The 18,327-nt window shown below is 49.7% G+C and carries 20 protein-coding genes; 12 read left to right on the top strand and 8 right to left on the bottom strand.

From position 1 onward, the window contains the following. Positions 1-2: 2 nt before the first annotated feature. Positions 3-809 carry a substrate-binding periplasmic protein gene (locus tag MN202_RS14210; protein ID WP_335736793.1) on the bottom strand — a complete coding sequence of 269 codons (807 nt, stop codon included), beginning with the start codon at positions 807-809 and terminating at the stop codon, positions 3-5. Between the two features lie 96 nt (positions 810-905). After that, the gene (locus MN202_RS14215) at positions 906-1,739 is read right to left on the bottom strand and encodes a hypothetical protein (protein WP_335736794.1); all 834 of its coding nucleotides are present in this window, start codon (positions 1,737-1,739) and stop codon (positions 906-908) included. Between the two features lie 177 nt (positions 1,740-1,916). Here MN202_RS14215 and MN202_RS14220 point away from each other — a divergent pair, with 177 nt between their 5' ends. The 4 genes from MN202_RS14220 to MN202_RS14235 all read left to right on the top strand — a co-directional run bounded on the left by MN202_RS14220 (position 1,917) and on the right by MN202_RS14235 (position 3,704). Continuing rightward, complete coding sequence (locus MN202_RS14220) at positions 1,917-2,135, top strand: DUF4177 domain-containing protein (protein ID WP_335736795.1); 219 nt, start codon at positions 1,917-1,919, stop codon at positions 2,133-2,135. A 1-nt stretch (position 2,136) separates the two neighbouring features. Further along, entirely contained in the window at positions 2,137-2,385 is a 249-nt protein-coding gene (gene yidD, locus MN202_RS14225) for a membrane protein insertion efficiency factor YidD (protein ID WP_335736796.1), read from the top strand. Then, entirely contained in the window at positions 2,369-2,758 is a 390-nt protein-coding gene (locus MN202_RS14230) for a TM2 domain-containing protein (RefSeq protein WP_335736797.1), read from the top strand. The genes yidD and MN202_RS14230 overlap by 17 nt, the downstream gene beginning before the upstream one ends. Before the next feature lie 76 nt (positions 2,759-2,834). Next, positions 2,835-3,704: a hypothetical protein gene (locus MN202_RS14235; RefSeq protein WP_335736798.1), complete on the top strand. Its 870-nt coding sequence runs from the start codon at positions 2,835-2,837 to the stop codon at positions 3,702-3,704. Here the strand turns inward: MN202_RS14235 and MN202_RS14240 are convergent, their stop codons facing one another. Beyond that, the gene (locus tag MN202_RS14240) at positions 3,705-4,556 is read right to left on the bottom strand and encodes a PA4780 family RIO1-like protein kinase (protein WP_335736799.1); all 852 of its coding nucleotides are present in this window, start codon (positions 4,554-4,556) and stop codon (positions 3,705-3,707) included. It lies immediately after the preceding gene. 247 nt (positions 4,557-4,803) lie between these two features. Between MN202_RS14240 and MN202_RS14245 the strand changes: the two genes are divergently transcribed. Continuing rightward, positions 4,804-6,441 (top strand): S41 family peptidase, encoded by a 1,638-nt coding sequence (locus MN202_RS14245; RefSeq protein ID WP_335736800.1) that lies wholly within the window; start codon positions 4,804-4,806, stop codon positions 6,439-6,441. 151 nt (positions 6,442-6,592) lie between these two features. Continuing rightward, positions 6,593-8,650, top strand: coding sequence for a tetratricopeptide repeat-containing diguanylate cyclase (locus tag MN202_RS14250; protein ID WP_335736801.1), 2,058 nt, complete (start codon positions 6,593-6,595; stop codon positions 8,648-8,650). A 10-nt stretch (positions 8,651-8,660) separates the two neighbouring features. Here the strand turns inward: MN202_RS14250 and MN202_RS14255 are convergent, their stop codons facing one another. Further along, a complete protein-coding gene (locus tag MN202_RS14255; protein ID WP_335736802.1) occupies positions 8,661-9,053 on the bottom strand; it encodes an MAPEG family protein in 393 nt (130 codons plus the stop codon). Positions 9,054-9,228: 175 nt separating this feature from the next. On the opposite strand from MN202_RS14255, the gene MN202_RS14260 reads away from it, so the two are divergent. The 4 genes from MN202_RS14260 (at position 9,229) to MN202_RS14275 (ending at position 14,779) form a co-directional block, all read left to right on the top strand. Further along, on the top strand, positions 9,229-10,878 hold the full coding sequence (locus MN202_RS14260) for an amidohydrolase family protein (protein ID WP_335736803.1): 1,650 nt from the start codon (positions 9,229-9,231) through the stop codon (positions 10,876-10,878). Positions 10,879-10,914: 36 nt separating this feature from the next. After that, positions 10,915-11,742: a polysaccharide deacetylase family protein gene (locus MN202_RS14265; protein WP_335736804.1), complete on the top strand. Its 828-nt coding sequence runs from the start codon at positions 10,915-10,917 to the stop codon at positions 11,740-11,742. A 247-nt stretch (positions 11,743-11,989) separates the two neighbouring features. Further along, positions 11,990-14,032 (top strand): S8 family serine peptidase, encoded by a 2,043-nt coding sequence (locus MN202_RS14270; RefSeq protein ID WP_335736805.1) that lies wholly within the window; start codon positions 11,990-11,992, stop codon positions 14,030-14,032. 186 nt (positions 14,033-14,218) lie between these two features. Continuing rightward, the gene (locus tag MN202_RS14275) at positions 14,219-14,779 is read left to right on the top strand and encodes an Lcl C-terminal domain-containing protein (protein ID WP_335736806.1); all 561 of its coding nucleotides are present in this window, start codon (positions 14,219-14,221) and stop codon (positions 14,777-14,779) included. A gap of 58 nt (positions 14,780-14,837) precedes the next feature. On the opposite strand, the gene MN202_RS14280 is transcribed toward MN202_RS14275, so the two are convergent. Both MN202_RS14280 and MN202_RS14285 read right to left on the bottom strand, forming a co-directional pair. Next, positions 14,838-15,260, bottom strand: coding sequence for a GNAT family N-acetyltransferase (locus MN202_RS14280; RefSeq protein ID WP_335736807.1), 423 nt, complete (start codon positions 15,258-15,260; stop codon positions 14,838-14,840). Positions 15,261-15,293: 33 nt separating this feature from the next. Further along, positions 15,294-15,530 (bottom strand): hypothetical protein, encoded by a 237-nt coding sequence (locus MN202_RS14285; protein WP_335736808.1) that lies wholly within the window; start codon positions 15,528-15,530, stop codon positions 15,294-15,296. A 368-nt stretch (positions 15,531-15,898) separates the two neighbouring features. On the opposite strand from MN202_RS14285, the gene MN202_RS14290 reads away from it, so the two are divergent. Further along, entirely contained in the window at positions 15,899-16,183 is a 285-nt protein-coding gene (locus MN202_RS14290) for a hypothetical protein (RefSeq protein WP_335736809.1), read from the top strand. A 228-nt stretch (positions 16,184-16,411) separates the two neighbouring features. Next, positions 16,412-16,930, top strand: a complete 519-nt coding sequence (locus tag MN202_RS14295) for a hypothetical protein (protein WP_335736810.1) — start codon at positions 16,412-16,414, stop codon at positions 16,928-16,930. Positions 16,931-17,001: 71 nt separating this feature from the next. Here the strand turns inward: MN202_RS14295 and MN202_RS14300 are convergent, their stop codons facing one another. Together MN202_RS14300 and MN202_RS14305 are read right to left on the bottom strand one after the other, a co-directional pair. Further along, positions 17,002-17,742, bottom strand: a complete 741-nt coding sequence (locus MN202_RS14300; RefSeq protein ID WP_335736811.1) for an endonuclease — start codon at positions 17,740-17,742, stop codon at positions 17,002-17,004. A gap of 67 nt (positions 17,743-17,809) precedes the next feature. Then, positions 17,810-18,310 carry an Mpo1 family 2-hydroxy fatty acid dioxygenase gene (locus MN202_RS14305; protein ID WP_335736812.1) on the bottom strand — a complete coding sequence of 167 codons (501 nt, stop codon included), beginning with the start codon at positions 18,308-18,310 and terminating at the stop codon, positions 17,810-17,812. Positions 18,311-18,327: the final 17 nt, after the last annotated feature.

The following is an 18,327-nucleotide window of genomic DNA, read 5'->3' on the forward strand; positions in this document are numbered from 1 at the left end:
CATTACTGGTAGCCGCCCTCTGCCAGGCGGTCAAAGTAACTTTGATAACGGCCGCTTTGCTTAAACTGCTGCAAATGCTGGTTAAACAGCTGTAACAACCGGGCACTGCCAGCAGCATTTTGCGGAAACAGTAAAAAGCTCTGGTTAATAAGCAGTGGCCTGGGATGGTGGCTTATCTCAGCGGCCAGTTGTGGTAACTGATGGTTTAACGTGTAGTAGCCAACACTCATCTCTTCGGCGAACACATCAATGCGCCCGGCGGCCAGGCGGCGGAAGTTCTGCTCGGTACTGCCGACGCGCGACATTTTAAATACTTTGTCTTCCAGTGCTTGGTCAAAGGCCGGTCCGTAGCTGTAACCGAGGCCGCCGCCAAGCAATAAGCCGCGCAAATCGGTAAGTTGCTGCCAGTCAAAACGACGCTGCTTTAAATGAAAAAACACAAACTGCTCGCTTAGCACCGGTTCACTGTAAAGAAAATCTTTGGTGCGCTCTTCAGCCAGCATCCATACGGCACTAGCCGCATATTTGCCGTTGGCACTATCGTGATAAGCCCGAGCCCAGGGCAAAAAGCTAAAGCTAACCTTGTAACCGGCAGCTGCAAAAATATCGCGGATTAAATGCGCCACTACACCCTGATGCGGCAAATGCTCACTCAGAAAGGGCGGCCATTCGCCGGCGCTAATTTGCAGCTCCGGTAAACTGCCGGCTTGTTCTGTCTGCGGTACTGCTGTGTAGCCAGTGCCAAGTGACAGCACCAGCGCTAAATACAGCAATAGACGCAGTAACCGGGCTACAAGCATCGGAGGCATACCGGCATTGCTACTGCATCGGGCAAGGTAAGTCATCCGGGATCAAGTGGGAATAATATAGTTTTACCTTAGCTGGTGCCCATTGGCTAGCGGCTTTTAAGGTACAGTTGTTAATGCTTTTAACCAGATCTGCAGAGCAAGCTGTTGGTTTGCTCCTTTTATGCCCTGCAATACCAGTTGCTGATAATCTGGCTGCTGGCTTTTGCTGAGTATTACCTGATTAAGTAAATTGACGACACGCTGGCCTCGTTCGCCTTTAGAGCAGGCAAAATGCACCAGATTAACCGGCTCGGCTTCAAGCAGTGAGTAAAAGCGCAGGCTGCTGTCTGTACGCTGCGCCACTTTGCGATATTCCAGTGTGGCATCGATAAAGCCGCGTTGTAGCATAGGCAGCATACTGCCGGTTTCGTTGCTTGAAGTGGTGCGGGTATAAATAGACCAACTGCTCTGGCGTTGAGACAACAGCTGATCCAGTGTCTCGCCATAGCTACGGTTAATTTCAATGCCAATTACCGGGCCAGGTTTAAGGCTGAGGATCTGTAGCAGGGAAATGTGCGGATTATGCTGCTGTAAGGTCTGCAACGTACTGTGCCATCTGGAATCTGCCGGCACTACCAATTGCAGCGCATCTTCTACCATATAAGGTAAGCTGAACAGAAAATCCTGTTCGCGGGTGGTGGTTTTTTTCAGCCAGGGTATGCAGGCATTTTCGGCGGTTTTAACCCATTCCCGCGCACGGTTACGGCTGATGTCGGTAATGCTGTACTGCGCCGGGTAAGCTGCCAGCAACTGATGCAGGATCTGCGCTTCGTTGCCGGTCGGTGCTTGTAACAACGCTACGGCATCAACAATAATTACCGGTTCGGCATTTATATTATTAAAGCTACTAAGCAGCACTATGTAGCAACAAAGCAAGTAAGGTTGCATCATATCAACATCACTGCAGCCGTGCGCAGGTAGAAACAGGTTATGTCAGTATAGGCAGGCTTTAAACTTTTAGGCAGTAAATAACCCTGCTTTAGCATCTTGCGATTTGATTTGGAAAACAGTAGTGTTATCAGTAACATCTGCAAACGTTTTGCTGATGTATTATTAAGGAATTTCAACATGGCATCAGCATATAAAGAATATAAAGTTATTCATATTGCCGAAGGTGGTTGCGGAACTATCTTTTTGGGCGCTTCTGGCTTACCACTAAAGAAAATTGAAGCCGAACTTAACGCTCAGGCAGCGCAGGGTTGGCAGGTTATATTTCAGGTGATTGAACAAAAGCGTTTTTGGTTGTTCTGGAGCCGTGAAGCCATGATTGTGACCTTAGGTCGTTAATATGATCAGGCGCTTGCTGCTGTGGCTAATTAGCCGTTACCGCACTACCGGCGGCGGCATGCGCTGGTTTGGTATAGATTGCAACTTCGAGCCAAGCTGCTCGGCCTATACCTATACCGCTATTGAGCGCTTTGGTGCCCGTCGCGGCGTAATGCTGGGGTTTAACCGTATCCGCCGTTGTTGCCACAGCGACAGTTTTTGTAAATGTATTGAGCCAGTACCGGAGCTTAGCAATGTTAAATCAGATTGAAGTCGATGCTGAAGAAGAGCGTTTGCGCCAGCAAGCAGCAGATTTACCGGATTTTCAACGCCAGGCGTTTTATCAGATGGCGAAACGGCGGTTAAAAGATCCCGATACTTATGCCACGTTAAACTGGTGCTTTTTCGCCGGCTTACACCATTTTTATCTCGATCAGTGGTTACGTGGTTTGTTTAACCTGTTGGTGTCGGTTGCCGGTGTTGGCTTACTGTTTACCTCTGCCTGGCTAGTGGGGCTGTTGATGCTGCTGGCTATAGCTGCAGTGGAGTTTTACCAGTTGCTGCGCTCGCAGATTATTATTCAGCACTGGAATAACCGCGTGATGCGGCATTTGCTTGATACAGGCGACTATCTGCAACGCTAATTAAGTGTAAATACATATTTACTGGAAGGTAGTTGCAAGGTTAGCATTTGAGCTTTACCGGTGTTGGAGATCCTGCATGAAAAAACTGGCTTTAGTCGTGTTAATAAGCGCCTCTGCGTTGGCCAACCCGCCGTCGCAAGAACAACAACTGAATATGATGTTGTCGATGATGGAAAGCATGGGCGAGCTGGACAGGCTGTCGCAATGCATTAACCTGCCAACACAGCGTGTTAAGCAACTGCTACGCCAAACGTATACCGATTGTGGCATGGGTGACATGATGGCTGATGAGCCGGATCCGGCTTATGAAACTTGTCTGCAACAAAGCATAGTGCGCCACAGTGGCTTACCGGCATCACGCTGGCAAGAGTGTGAAACGGATGACGATGATGGGCAGGACGACCCGTTACTGGCCGAACTGGACGCGTTATCTGAGCGTATTGGTGAGCGGGAGCCAACGGCAGCCGAACAGCAGCAAATGGATGACATTATCGCCCGGATGCAACAGCGTGGTGCCGATGATATGGAGCAGATGGTCAAGGGGCTGATTGCCGGCAGTCAGGGCAGTGAGAGTTCAATAACCTTACCACTGTATCCGCAAGCACAATTACTGATTAATATACCGGCGCAGGGCGAAATCGAGATCGGCGAGCAGGCTTATGCCACGTTGCCGGGGGCGTCTTTTGTGACGACAGACAGCCCAGAGCAAGTGTTGCAATATTACCGACAGCAACTACCTGATTACAAATTGCATCGCTCATCGCTGGCTAAAGCAGGTGAAGTGGCCCTGATGCAACACCTGCCAGCCGGTTTTGATTATGCAAAAGATATGGGGCGGGCTTTTAGTATTGCGCATGTTTACATTCAGCCGGCATCAGCGGCCGGGCAGAAACGTTTGCCGGGGGCAAAAACGCTGTTTTTTATATATTATCCGCCTGCGTCTTAGTTAATCGTCCTGTTCAGCCGCACGCGCTTTGCGTTCTTCCGCCTCTGCAAAGGCGGCTTTTATCTGCTCCAGCACCGAATCAACGTCGGCGGCGCTGGTATCAGCAATAAACTCGCCGCTTAGCGGAGCATCGGCGGTTAACTCACCCGCTTCATACAGCGCCCAAATTTCTTCGGCGTAATGTGTGCTAAGTAACTGCGGCGCGTACTGGCCGTAATAATCGCGCATATTATTTACATCGCGGACAAACATCCATTTGGCATTATTGTTGGCGGCGGCGTCTACCGCCTGGGGCAAGTCAATGACCACCGGGCCCAGGCTGTCTACCAGCACATTAAATTCAGATAGATCGCCGTGCACCAGACCTTCGCACAGCATAATGACAATGTATTGCAACATAGTAGCGTGGTCGGCCAGGGCTAAATCGGCGTCCATTGCCACATCGGCCAGCCTGGGTGCGACCATGCCTTCGTCATCACATACCAGCTCCATTAGCAGTACACCATCGTAACAACCGTAGGGCTGCGGCACTCTTACGCCGGCTTTAGCCAGTTTAAACAGCGCGTCTACTTCAGCATTTTGCCAGCTTTGTTCTTGCTGAGCGCGGCCAAATTTAGAGCCTTTTTCCATCGCCCGGGCGCGGCGGCTGCTGCGCACTTTGCGGCCTTCCTGATATAGCACAGCCTGCTTAAAGCTGCGTTTATCGGCTTCTTTATACACTTTAGCGCAGCGGATATCGTCGCCGCAGCGCACTATATACACCGCAGCTTCTTTGCCGCTCATTAGCGGGCGTATGACTTCATCCACCAGGCCTTCATCAACCAGTGGCTGGATACGTTTTGGTATTTTCATAGCGCCGTTATACCTTAGTTACCGGCGCTAAGAAATAGCTGGTCAGGACAGGGAAAAGAAATAATTTTGCGCCGGGCTGTGGCGAGCAGGGCAAAATAACCTTGCTTTACATCTTTTGATATAGCGTTGTTGTTATTTTATAGATATTGCGACGTTGTTTACATTTTGCTACATTGCTGGGCCAATTTTAATTGCAAATAATTTACTGCAGTCAGCTGCAATGTAACAAAAAGAAATAAGGAAGATTATGTTTTACTTCAACAGTTTATTTAAAGTGTCTTTGTTGGCGACAGCAGTAGCGCTGGCCGGTTGTGGCGGCGGCAGCAGCGCCGGCAGCAACGGTGGTTCGGGAACCGGTGGTGGCACTGGTGGCTCGGGTAACGGCGGCAACACTGTCGTCACTTATACTGCCGGTGTATACCCCGCTGAAGCCCAGTTAAAAAATTTCTGTGCGGTGCCACGCAGCGGTACAGATCCTTATACTAATCAGGCTTATCCGGATAAAGCTGGTAGTGCCCAGTACGAAAAGATGTGGTTACGTAGCTGGAGCAACCGCACTTACCTGTGGTACAGCGAATTACCCGATCTAAACCCTGCCGGTTACAGCGTTGAGGATTATTTTGACTTATTAAAAACTGCCCAAACGACAGACTCCGGAGCGGCTAAAGATCAGTATCATTATGCTGAGAATACTGCGGAATATCAGCAAACTGTTACAGATGGCGTTGTAGCGGGCTACGGCATAAAATGGCAACTTCGGTCGGCTACACCACCCCGTCAGTTGATGGTTACTTATGTCGAGCCTCAATCGCCAGCTGCAACGGCTGGCGTGCGTCGCGGCGACAGTCTGAAATTTATTGATGGCATCGACTTTGTTAATGCAAACTCCGAAGCTGAAGTTGACACCCTGAATGCTGTTTTGTTTTCGTCGTCAGTCGGCGAGCCGCATCAGTTTGTATTCGAGCGTATTGGCGGTGCCAGCCAAACCTTTAACCTGGTGGCGGCTGATGTCAGCACCAGCCCGGTGCAAAATGTGCAGGTTCTGGATAATGGCGGTAGCAAAGTGGGCTATCTGCAATTTAACAGCCATATTGCCCATGCTCAGCCACAGCTGATTGCTGCAGTCGAGCAATTTGCCGAGCAGAACGTTTCAGAGCTGATTGTTGATTTACGTTACAACGGTGGCGGCTTGCTGGCGCTGGCGTCACAGTTTGGCTATATGGTGGCCGGTGACAATATTATTCAGGACCGTATTTTCGAGAAAACCCAGTTCAACGATAAGTATCCAACCACCGATCCGGTAACCGGCCAGCCGTTAACACCGATGCCGTTTTATAGCAAAGTGATTGATTACGCTCAGGGGCGACTGACAACAACTAATTTGCCAAGCCTGGGTTTAAGCCGGGTATTTGTACTGACGTCAGAAAACACCTGCTCAGCCAGTGAGGCCTTTATTAATGGCCTGCGCGGCATTGATGTTGAAGTGATTCAGATTGGTGGCCAAACCTGTGGTAAGCCGTACGGCTTTTACCCGACTGACAACTGCGGTACCACCTATTCTTCTATTCAGTTTAGTGGTATTAATGCCAAAGGCTTTGGTGACTACGCCGATGGTTTTACGCCTAAAGCGGCGCCGGTTTTTGCTGCCGATGTTAAAGGTTGTCCAGCCGCCGATGATTTAACTAAGCCATTGGGTGATGCAAACGAAGGGATGTTAAAAACCGCGCTGTACTATGCGGCCAACAACAGTTGCCCGGTAACAGTAGCCTCGGCTGCCGTGGCTCAGCAACCACAACCGGGCACTGGTGGTCTGGCGATAAAACAGCCGGACATTAAAAAGCGCAGCTTTATTTTGGAAAACAAAATTAACCAGCCAATCCGCTAACGCTAAGGCCGTGCTGGCGGCTATAACAGTACTAAAAAGCCGCGCTTTGCACGGTTTTTTTATGCCGGCGCTTTGCCGCAAAGATGTGCATAACCTATGGTGATAAGGTATCTTGCTGTTAATACCCTAAACCTGTTAAGGCACCGTAGCAATGTCGCTTGTTTTGCCCTTTTGCCGTTATCTGACGTTAACACTTTTGCTGCTGGCACTACCGCTATCGGCCCAGTCAGCGCGCGATACTGAACTTGAGGCGGCGCTTGATGCTTATGTTTTATTGTCGGCAGAGGATACTCAGACGGCAGATCAGCAGCTATTGGAGCTGGAGCGGCGGTATGCTGATAGCCCGGCCATATCAAGCCGGGTGCGGCTACTCAGTTATCTGGTAAATTACCAGTTTTATCACCAAAGCCCGGAGCAGCTGGAGCAACGGTTACAACATTTGCTGGCCCAGGCCGACCTTACCGAAGATGCCGATACGCTGGCAGAGATCTATGCCACCGAGCTGGAAATCCGTATGTATCAGGTCAGGTTAAATGATGCCTTTATGCATATTGAGCGGGCGCAGCAGTATGCCCGCAAAGCCATCAGCCCCAGGGTGCGTTATTACGCTAACAATGTATTAGGCCGCTTATACAAAGCTGACAACCAGTTTGAACAGGCACTGCAGCACTACATTTTAGCCCTGGATGCCGTAAGTGAAACGGATGATGCTTTTACGCTACGCCGGCGGGCTTTTTTAAACTTCAATATTGCCCATGTGCACACAGACCTGCGCAACTGGCAGCAGGCGAAAAGCCTGACCGAGCAAATGATAGCCGAGGCGAAAAAGTATCAGCATGATAACTTTTTACCCGAACTGTATTTGTTACTGGGCTATATCGCCGGCTCAGAGAAAGATTATCCGCAAGCTATCAGTGTCAACAAACAGGGTTTAGCTGTGGCGCTGGCGGATAAACAGCAGGGCATGGCCTTAACATTTGAAAATAATCTCGGTGCTACCTACATTGAGCTGCAGCAATACGATGAAGCTAAAGTCATCCTACAGCAAGCACTGCAACGTGCCGAGCAGCTGCAAGACGAATACAGTATTCAATTAATTAAGCAAAATCTGGGCTTTATCCGCGTTATGCAGGGTGAACCGGATGCCGGCATTGAGCAAATGCAAATCAGTATGCGTTATTTAAGTCAGAATTCGCCAAAAGCAGCATACGAGCCTTACTATGAATGGTTGGCTAAAGCTTATGCTGCCGCCGGTCGTTACAAGGAGCAGGCCGATACCCTGCTGGAACAAATGGCGCTGCAAGCTGATATCCGCAAAGCCGACAGCGAGCAGCGGTTGGCGGTGTTACAGGACCGCTTCGACTCTAAAGCCAAAGCGCAGCACATTACTATTTTAGAGCAGGAAAACGCGTTAAAAGCGCAACTGCTTCAGAACCAACGCTTGCAGCAACAACTGGTGTGGTTGGTTGTAGTGATAGTTGCCTTTGCGGCTATTTTACTGCTACAGCTGTATCGCAAGGTGCGCCGGTCTAATAAAAAATTGTTTGAAACCAATAAGCAACTGGCCTATCAATCGCAGCGCGATGTGCTAACCGGGCTTTATAACCGCCGTGCCCTGCAGGAATATCTGCAAAAAAGGGCGTTAAAGCGTCGCGAAGGCGATAATGTTAATAACAGCAAGACAGGTTTTTTATTGCTGGACGTCGACTTTTTTAAACGCATTAATGACAATTTTGGCCATGCTGCCGGTGATGCGGTGCTACAGGTTGTGGCGCAGCGGCTACAAGACACCTGCCGCGATAAAGACATAGTAGTACGCTGGGGCGGCGAGGAAATTTTGCTGGTATTGGACAATGTCGAGCCGGCTAATGCTACCACTCTGGTGCAGCGGGTTCTGGATACAGTAGCCGGCAGCCCGGTGAGTTTTGATGGCCAGCAGATTACAGTAACGGTCAGTGGTGGCTTTATTCACTTACCCTTTGCCGGTGTTAGTGAAACACAGCTGGGCTGGGAGAAGGTGCTGCAAATTGCCGATATGGCATTGTATTTAAGTAAAACCCATGGCCGTAATCAATGCTGTGTGGTTGAAGGCCTGCACGTTAGCTTTGCCGAAGCAGAGTCGCAGCTGTACAGCGATCTGACCGGTGCTATCCGCGCCGGTCATGTCAAGGTGGCTACTATCAGTGGGCCTGGCGGCAACGTCAGCTAAGCTGAAAAGGTTAAATAGCTTGCCTTAGCCAATGCAGTACTAAAATTGTCACAGCCGAAAACAGCAGTACGCCAAAGGTTAGCAGCATACCAAAGACGCGAAACTTCAGCGGCTCTTTAACTTGTTGTACGCCATAGGCATGGCTTAACCGACCCAACAGCAATACCATACCCAGAGTATGCACATAGTGCGCAGCCAGGCCGCTATATTCAGCCAGAAACATCAGCAACAGTGCAAAAGGCACGTATTCGGCAAAGTTGCCATGTACCCGTATTGCCCGCTGCAGCGACACTTCGCCGTTACTGCCCAGGCCAATCATAAACTGGCGGCGTTTTGCGACCACTTTAATACTTAATACCACAAACATCAGCCCGAACAGGGCGGCGTAAATTGCTGTAATCATACCTTTATCCGTTTGCTTAAGAAGCCGTTAGCATAAGCGGTAATTTTGCCTGTGTCAGCTGTTGCTGGCCGTTGCGGCTAATTTAAGCCGGCAGATGGCCGGTTTTAGCGGTGAAATACCGTGCCTTCGGTTGCTAAATCGTTTTATAGTGCAGCAGACACTAACCAGAGTGAGTATGACTATGCTGAGTTGTTTCAAGCTTAAAACCGCAGCTGTGGCCCTGGCAATGGCATCGGTGTCACTGCCGGTTAATAGCGCAAATATTGCGCTTAGCAACGCCAACCTGGTGAATGTTGAGGCTCTGAACATCCGGCCTAATCAAACCCTGTTATTGCAGGACGACCGTATAGTGGCAATAAACCCGGCCGCTAAAGCGATACCTGCAGGCTACCAGATAGTAGATCTGGCTGGTAAATATATTCTGCCTGGCTTAATCGACTCTCATGTGCACCATGCTACAGAACCGGAAAATTACAACAATGCCGCTATTACCCGTCAGCGCCTGCAAAAGCAGCTACGTGGTGGTGTAACCTCAGTGCGCGATATGGCCGGCGATGTGCGCGTGTTGGCGGGTTTAAAACGCAGCGCACAGCTTGGTCTGATCCAGGCGCCGGACATTTACTATGCCGTCATTTTGGGCGGGCCGGAATTTTTCAGTGATCCAAGAACCGCTGCCGCGGCCAAAGGCGAAACGCCGGGCCATACCGACTGGATGCGTGCCGTTGATAGCAATACTGACTTCAGTGCATTAATGCAGCGCACACTCGGCACAGGAGCTAGTGGCATTAAAATTTACGCCGATGTGCCGGCCGCCACGTTAACGCAGCTGGCGGCAGCCGCGAAACAGGCCGGTGTAAAAGTGTGGTCGCATGCCTTTATCGGCCCGGACAAACCCTCTGCCGTGGTCGCCGCCGGCATTGAAGTGATATCGCATGTGCCGGATTTATCGGCAGAGGTGATCCCTGACTACAAAGCCTGGCGGCGCAAAGATGCCACCATTAGTGAGGCGGTTAAAACGGCATCGTTCGACAGCAGCAATTATCACAGCTTGCTGCGCAGCATACAGCAACAAGGCATAGTGCTGGACGCCACCCTGACAGTGTTTGAGCAGCAGCGTAATAAGGGCCCGAACCGTGAGCTGATGCTGCAACACGGTATTTTTCTGACCAAGCTGGCGGTGCAGTATGGCATTGCTATAGCGGCAGGCACCGATGCATTTGATGATGGTGCAGCGCTGCCAGAGCTGCACCACGAGTTACAGCTGCTGGTAAAGCTCGCTGGCCTGACACCGGCGCAGGCTTTGCAGGCCGCCACACTGAACAGTGCAAAAGCTATAGGCATTGAAGATGAAGTTGGTACTATTGGCGAGGCTAAAAAAGCCAATTTGCTGATCCTGCATAGCAATCCTTTTGACGATATCCGCAACAGCAGTGATATCGCTCATGTAGTGAAAAATGGCCGCTTTGTGTACCGCGGCGATGATAGCACTCTGCCGTTTTCTGCCGCCAGAAAGGCGGGCGGTATGCTGTGGTTATCCGGCCAGCTTGGTAATTTTCCTGGCACCATGACACTGGCCGGTACTGATATCGGCAGCCAGATGACGCAGGCGATGGACAATATAATGGCGGTGTTGCAGGAGCATCAGTTAACGGCGAAAGATGTGGTTAAATGCACCTTGTTGTTGGCAGATATTAACGACTGGGCCAAGGCCAGCGAAATTTACAAAGGCTATTTCAGTAAGGCTTTACCGGCCCGCAGTGCCTTTGCGGCCAGCGGCCTGGCACTTAACGCTAAAGTAGAAGTAGAGTGTAGTGCCAGCCTGTAATAACAGCGGCGCCGTACAGCATAATAAAGGTTAGCTATGTCGCGATTGATACTCATTGTTCTGTTAGGCCTCAGCAGTATGCTGCAAGCTGCCGATACTGCAGCAAAACACGGCTTTAGCTGGCCCGGTAGTGTCAAAGCGGCGGTCAGCCTGGCTTACGACGATACGCTGGCGTCACAACTGGATGTCGCCATACCAGCGCTTAATGCCTACGGGCTGAAAGCCAGCTTTTATCTGCAGTTATCCAGCCCGCTGTTAACCGCACGCTTAAGCGATTGGCGCAAAGCGGCGGCCCAGGGCCACGAGCTGGGTAACCATACTTTGTTTCATCAGTGCTCGGCGGCTAAACCGGGCCGTAGCTGGGTGGCCGCAGAAAACGATCTGGATAAACTAAGCGCAGTACAGCTGGTGCAACAAATTCGGCTGGGCAACAGCATGTTATTCGCTATCGACGGCCAAACAGAGCGTACCTTTACCGCGCCCTGTGGCGATGCGCTGGCCGGCGGCCAGCCATACTTGCCGCTTATATATAATGATTTTGTGGCAATAAAGGCCAAACCTGGGGCTATTATCGCCGATATGGCAGGTTTTAATGTGCATGCGGTAGAAGTTATTGCGCCGGTTGGCAGCAGTGCTGCCGAGCTTATCGCGCTGGTAAAACAGGCTGCCCGCTATGGCACTATGGTTAACTTTACCTTTCATGGCATTGGCGGTGATCATTTATCGGTGTCTACTGAAGCTCACGCCCAGTTGCTGGCCTATCTGGCCGCTAACCGCGACATTTACTGGACTGATACCTTTATCAATATCATGCATTATGTCAAAACCCAGCAAAAAGCGGCAGCTAAGCCGGCGCAGCCCTAGCAAAACCATTCTTGATAGCCTGTAGCAGTAATAGCAACGGTTGTCAGCTTACATACACAAAGACGTCCAAACATCTTTACTATAAGACGTTAAAACCTCCATATGTTAAATCGCTCTATTTAAGCGATATCCGATCTAATGTGAATTCTTGCGGAAGCTTTTGTTACAGACTAGTTATTTAACCGCTTCAAGCGTTTTAGCGGTTCGTTCCGAAGCAACAATAATCATAATAATTCGAGGAACTAAAATGTTTACCATAAAAAAGAGCATGCTGTGCTGTGCCTGGTTGAGTGGACTGATATTTAGTCAAGCTGCCAGTGCCCAGGCTACCTTGTTGCAAGCCCCATCAGCCAGGGTGGTGCCAGACAAATACATCGTGGTATTGAAAGAAAATAACCTGCAGTACCAGACGCTGGGAACGAGCTACGTTACTCAGATGGCAAACGATTTTAAAGTCATGACGCAAGGCACTATAGAGGCTGAGTTTAATCATGCGTTAAAAGGCTTTGCTATTGCCACAGATGACAGCGGTGTCAATTGGCTGTTGGCGCAGGATGAAGTTGATTACATTGAGCCGGTACAAAGAATAAGTTTAACCGCACAGCAAAACAATGCCCCCTGGGGGCTTGACAGGCTTGATCAACAAAATCAGCCACTTAACAGTGTATATCGTTACGATCTTACCGGTGCAGGTGTGAATGCCTATGTCATTGATACCGGCATTAACACCAGCCATAGTCAGTTTAGCGGCCGTATCGGTCAGGTAGTGACGACTATTGGTAATGATGCGCAAGATTGTAACGGCCACGGAACCCATGTTGCCGGTACTATAGGGGCCAGCACTTATGGTGTTGCTAAACAGGTCCGGCTGCACTCGGTAAAAGTGTTTGGTTGCAGTGGCGAAACCACCAGTACTGCGATAGTGCAGGGCATTGATTGGGTGGCAGCCAATGCGGTACTGCCAGCCGTAGCCAATATGAGCCTGGGGGGCGGTGTTTCGGCGGCGTTAGATCAGGCCACCAACCGATTAATTCAGCGCGGTGTGTCTACCGTAGTTGCCGCAGGCAACGATAATACCAATGCCTGTAATATTTCGCCGGCCAGAGTAGCAGCGGCTATTACCGTTGGTTCTACCACGCGTACAGATGCCCGCTCCAGCTTCTCCAACTGGGGTAGTTGCGTCAATATTTTCGCCCCGGGCTCAGACATCTTGTCTACCTGGATTGGCGGAAGTTCAGCCAGCCGAACCATTAGCGGTACATCGATGGCCAGCCCGCATGTTGCCGGTGTTTCTGCGCTGTATTTGCAGCAATACCCTAATGCCACACCAGCGCAGGTGGCGCAAGCTATCTACACTAATGCTGCCAGTGGTAAAATCTCGGGTACAAATGGCACTGTTAATCTGTTAGCCAATACCGAATTTTTATTTGGCGGTGACGGCGGCGACAATCAGCCACCGGTTGCCAGCTTTAGCCATAGTATTAATGGCTTAACGGTGAGCCTGCAAGACACCTCGACTGACGATCAGGGCGTGGTCTCGCGCAGCTGGAATTTTGGCGATGGTAATGGCTCGGCAGCAGAAAACCCGATCCACAGTTATGCTCAGGCTGGCAGTTATACCGTCAGCTTAACGGTGGCCGATCAACAAGGCTTACAGAGCACGGCTAGCCGCAGCATCACGGTTAGCTCTGGTGGTGATGGTGGCAGCTGTAATGGTGTAGCGGCCTGGAGTGCCAGTACGTCGTATCAGGCCGGCAACCGGGTTGTTTACAATCAGCGGGTGTATGAAGCGACCTGGTGGTCTACCGGCGCCCGGCCGGATGTTTTCAGCAATGTATGGCGTGATACCGGCCCCTGCGATGGCGGAGGCAATGCCGCGCCGGTTGCTAACTTCAGTTTTGCTGCTAATGGCTTAGCGGTGCAATTTACAGATCTGAGTACGGATGATCAGGCTGTCGTAAGCTGGCAGTGGAATTTTGGCGACGGCCGTACGGCGACAGCGCAGCATCCGCAAAATAATTACAGCCAGGCGGGCAGTTACGATGTCAGTTTAACGGTAACCGATGCAGATGGTGCCAGCAACGTCAGCAGTAAAACCGTTACGGTATCCGCAGAGGATAACGGCTGTGGTGGCTTAGCGGCATGGAACAGCGCAGCGGTATATCTGAAGGATGACCAAGTCAGTTACCAAAATGTACGCTACCGTGCCAACTGGTGGACGCAGAATAACAACCCGGCACAGAACTCAGGGCCCTGGGCTGTCTGGACCAATTTAGGTAACTGCAATTAACAAAGCGGTAAGTTTATAGCGTCTGATAAATAACAGCAGTAGAGCCTGGCTCTGCTGCTGTCGTTTGTGTCTTTCGCAACCCTTACAACAGTGATCTGAAAATAGTAGTTCACTAAGTAATTGCTTTGCTGATATAAATCAGTCGGGTAATTACACGCTAATAATTTTTAAAAGGGATCTTTATTAATGATGATCAAGAAGTTTAATGTTGTTTCAGTAACCGCTGCGACGCTGCTGTGTTTGTTGAGTATGTCATCGGCGCAGGCCAATACGTTAATTAATGCTCGTTATGTAGATAATAACGATGGCACTATCACCGATACCGTTACCAGTCTTACCTGGCAACGATGCAGTCTGGGGCAAACTTGGCTGGCTTCGGCATGTAGCGGCAAAGCTGCCAGATACCGGGGAGAGCAAGCGATAGAACTGGTTAAAGCAGGATGGCGCCTGCCATCGATAGCAGAGCTGGATACCTTGGTGCAGTGCCAAGGGGAACGCCAGCCAGACAAGCGGGCTGAAGACGAATATATTAACGACACCAATGCTCAGTGCCTGGGCGAACCAGAACAGCCTACTATAAATGCAGAAGCATTTCCTGCCACAGCGAAAGACTGGTATTGGTCTGCAACATCACACGAAGAATCTACCGGCAGTGCCTGGCGTGTGAGCTTTGAAAACGGCAGTGTTTACTATGGCAATAAAGTTTACGGCCTGGGAAGAGTAAGGTTAGTACGCTCCAGCGAGTAAGATATCTAACAGCTAAGTATGTGCCCGTGTTAAAGAGAGACGTACCCTAATTTCAGGGTTATTCCTTATAAAAACGGCACATACCTTTACCAAGTTTTATGCCGTCCCGCTCAAGATAACCATAGCGGCGGTAGAATGCTTCTTTGCCTTTGGCTGCTAACAAACCAACTGTTGCACCCGGCATGCAAGTTTGGGCCAAATAAGCTTCTACTCTGGTCATCAACGCGGCACCGATGCCAAGGCCCTGATAATCGGGGGCAACCACGACATCCTGAATATAAAAGTACATAAAGCCATCACCGACCACGCGCGCCATAGCAATAAGCTTGTTATCAAGCCGCACGGTGGTATGGAACAGCGAGTTATTCAGGCTGCTTTGTGCCACCTTATGTGCAACGCTGTCCCAGCCAACTTTGCCGCGCAGAGCAATATATTCAGCCGCAGTGGGTGGCTGATCACTGATGATATACGCAGATTTCATCGATTTAACTGACGGAATAATATTCACCAAGGGCTACTGCTTATGTAAGGTAAACACTGTCAGGTCTTGGTTTGCTGAGCTCTCTGTTGACAGTATCTTGTAGTAACCCATAGCAATACCGTCTTTGGCAAAGGCATAGCTTAGTGTATGGGCCTTTTTCGGAAATACTGTGCTTACTTCAGCATGCGGTAATTCAATATCTATCAGTTCTTCGTATATCCGCAGCGACACCGGGGTTACCGCTAAACCATCAATGTGAATACTGTCCATCGCCATGTTCCCTGTATGCTGCAATTAAGTCTGATGGTAATTTTTTACAACTTTGCATGCTTTTGGTACGGATTTCAAGAAAGACTTGTATGACAGTAGGTGTAGAAATGATTTATATGAAACTTAATGGTTAATGCTGTGTTTATTTTGTTGCTTTGGGTGTGGTATTTTACCGTTTCATTTGGTGTGGAATCGCTATCATGCAAAAAGTAAAACCATTAATAGTTGAAAAAGCCCAGGGGCGCGATACAAAGCAATTGCTACCTGCTGATAGCCGTGCTGGAAAATGCGCATCAAACCTATAGGTCCATGCCACTTTATCTGGTTGATCTTGCTGATATCGCAGAGAAATTCAGAGAGTCGTTTTAATGAGTAAACAAAACATGCAAACTTTAAACTGGCAAAAAGGTAGCCCCAAAGAAACTGGCTTACACTTCGTGGCAGTGCGCTATGGTAAAGGCGCTGGCGTATTTGATTTTATTAGCTGGAACGGCAGTGTCTGGGACACTCAATACGAAGGTGAAGTTGTGGCCTATGTTTCGCTGCAAGATTTTGTGCGGCAAATTCCGATAGCCTGGCCTGAATTTGACACTGAGCAGGTTAGTGAGCGGCAAAAAACTGATGTCAGCACCGATTCCTGGGAGGAAGTATAGGGCTGTGTTGCTTTATGCAGCAGCAACAGACTTTTTAGTTAATTTAGGCTATCGCTTTAAAGCTAATGAATGGCTAATCAATAAAGTGGGGTGGTGTTTCTGGCTCAGTCAACCAAACTTGACGCTATTGCCAGCTGTTATGGACTGGGTGCCAGCTCATTGCATTACCTTGTTAAGGTCCAGAAGAGCAGCTTTAAAATCAAATGTCACGGCCCTTATTTGTTTTGTATGAAAAAACTATCCGCGTTTATCCTGTCAGGCATCTTAGTAGCTTGTAGTACGCAGGCTGATACAACATTGTCTTTTAGTGCTGATTTTAAAATTGACCTGCCGCCGTCGGTAATTGCTGGCGCTACAGTGTTTGCTGCTGATGAGCTGTCTGTAAAGACAGCGTCCGGCCAGTTGTTTTCCGGCAAAGTATTGTCGGCAGAGTCTGAGCAATTACCGGCCGATGTCGATATGCGGTTATATCCGCAATATGTGCTGAAACTCAAAGCTGTCAGTGGCCTAAGCCCTCAAAACACGCAGTTGTTTAGTCATACAGCAGATGAGATTAGCGACAGCTTTGATTTATCTGATGTAAGTACCGAACAACTACAAGGTTGGACACTGTACAGCTTATGCAAAGCGCAGCGCTGTCTGGCTTATGTAGTAAAACACAACGTATCCGAATACATTTTGACAGTTCATGCCAATGGCATGAGCAAAACGGAGTTCACCGGTTTAGTTAAAGCAGGGCTGCACTAACTAACGCGGTTTAACTAGTTACCGTCATTTAGTTATGTGATGAACCCTTATAAGCAGTATATGAAATCACTTTATTGGCTGGCCGTTAACCCATACCCCGTTGGTCTGTAGCCTAAATTCCACTCCCGTACGCCGCTAACAAAGGGGTTGTCGTGGCCCATTTCGCGGGCAATACGCTGGTTTAGCTCGCGCTCTTGCTCGGTTACCGGGTCTTGTTTGTGCCAGGCGATAAACAGCTGTTGCTGGGCGCGTGACAGGTTAAGGTTGTATTTGTCGGCCATGTAAAAGTATATCCGCGCTATATCGCCGCGCACCTTAGGGGCGGGTTCGAACACTTTTTGTTTAAAATCGACTTTTACCGGGCAGGCACCGTGTTGCGCTGCGGTGGATGGTAATACACCAAAGCGGTAGTTGCTGCGATCGCCGTTTACCTCGCCAATGGCTGGCACCAGATTGTATAAATCGGCTTCCATGGCGCGAAACACACTGTCGGTTTTTACACAGTTTTTGCGACCGCCATCCTGCCAGCACTGGCGCTGGTGGCCAAAGTGGTAGGCAGGCATCACGTGCTCCCATTCTATTCTGGCGGCGCGTTGTGCATTTTTACGCGCCTGATAACCACAGCCGGCTAAATCCGGCAGGCCTTTTTTACCCTGCCAATGAATGTCGCAGTCGCAATAAAAGCTTGTGGCTTCAGGCGCATGAATTTGCTGCGACAGCTTTTTTGCCTGGTCAAAGTTAGCCGGTGCTGCCAGGCAAAAGCTGGAGATAAGCAGCAATAAGCTGCTAATTAAATAAGAGAAATACTGCATTCACTACCGCTTACTTCAGTGATTTATTCGTCGTCTGTTTTAACGATTACGCCTGAACCCAGGCTGACTAATGGGTTTTACCGGCTATTTGCTCAATATCCTGCTGCAGTGGTTTACGCAGGCCAAGTAAAAAGCCCAGTTCTGCCATGATAAACAAAGGCCCTATTAACAGGCCGACCAGATCATCGACAAAAGCCGGCTTTTTACCCTCGAAATAATGGCCAACAAACTGCAGTATCCAACCGATAACGAATAACGCCGCTGAGCCACCGAGCCAGATCACATCGCTTTGCGCGGCAAAGTTAGCTGCTACGGCCAGACAGCCGCCGCTGAACAACAGCATAACGATACCAAAACGCAGATCAAGGCTGAAATAAAACAACGCGGAGACAACAAACAGGATTAAGCTGGGCGTTACGCTGACACCGGCAACGGTAAATAGCGGCCACCAGAGTAGGCCGAAAATCGCAATCACAATCAACGGAATGCCAAAATAATGGGTCAGTATATTGCGCTCGTCGCGGTGATAGCGTGCATACTGGCTTAGGTGTTCGGTCAGGTTTTTCATTGTCGTTATACCTGCGG

Source organism: Rheinheimera muenzenbergensis (assembly GCF_036984005.1).
Classification (GTDB): domain Bacteria; phylum Pseudomonadota; class Gammaproteobacteria; order Enterobacterales; family Alteromonadaceae; genus Alishewanella; species Alishewanella muenzenbergensis.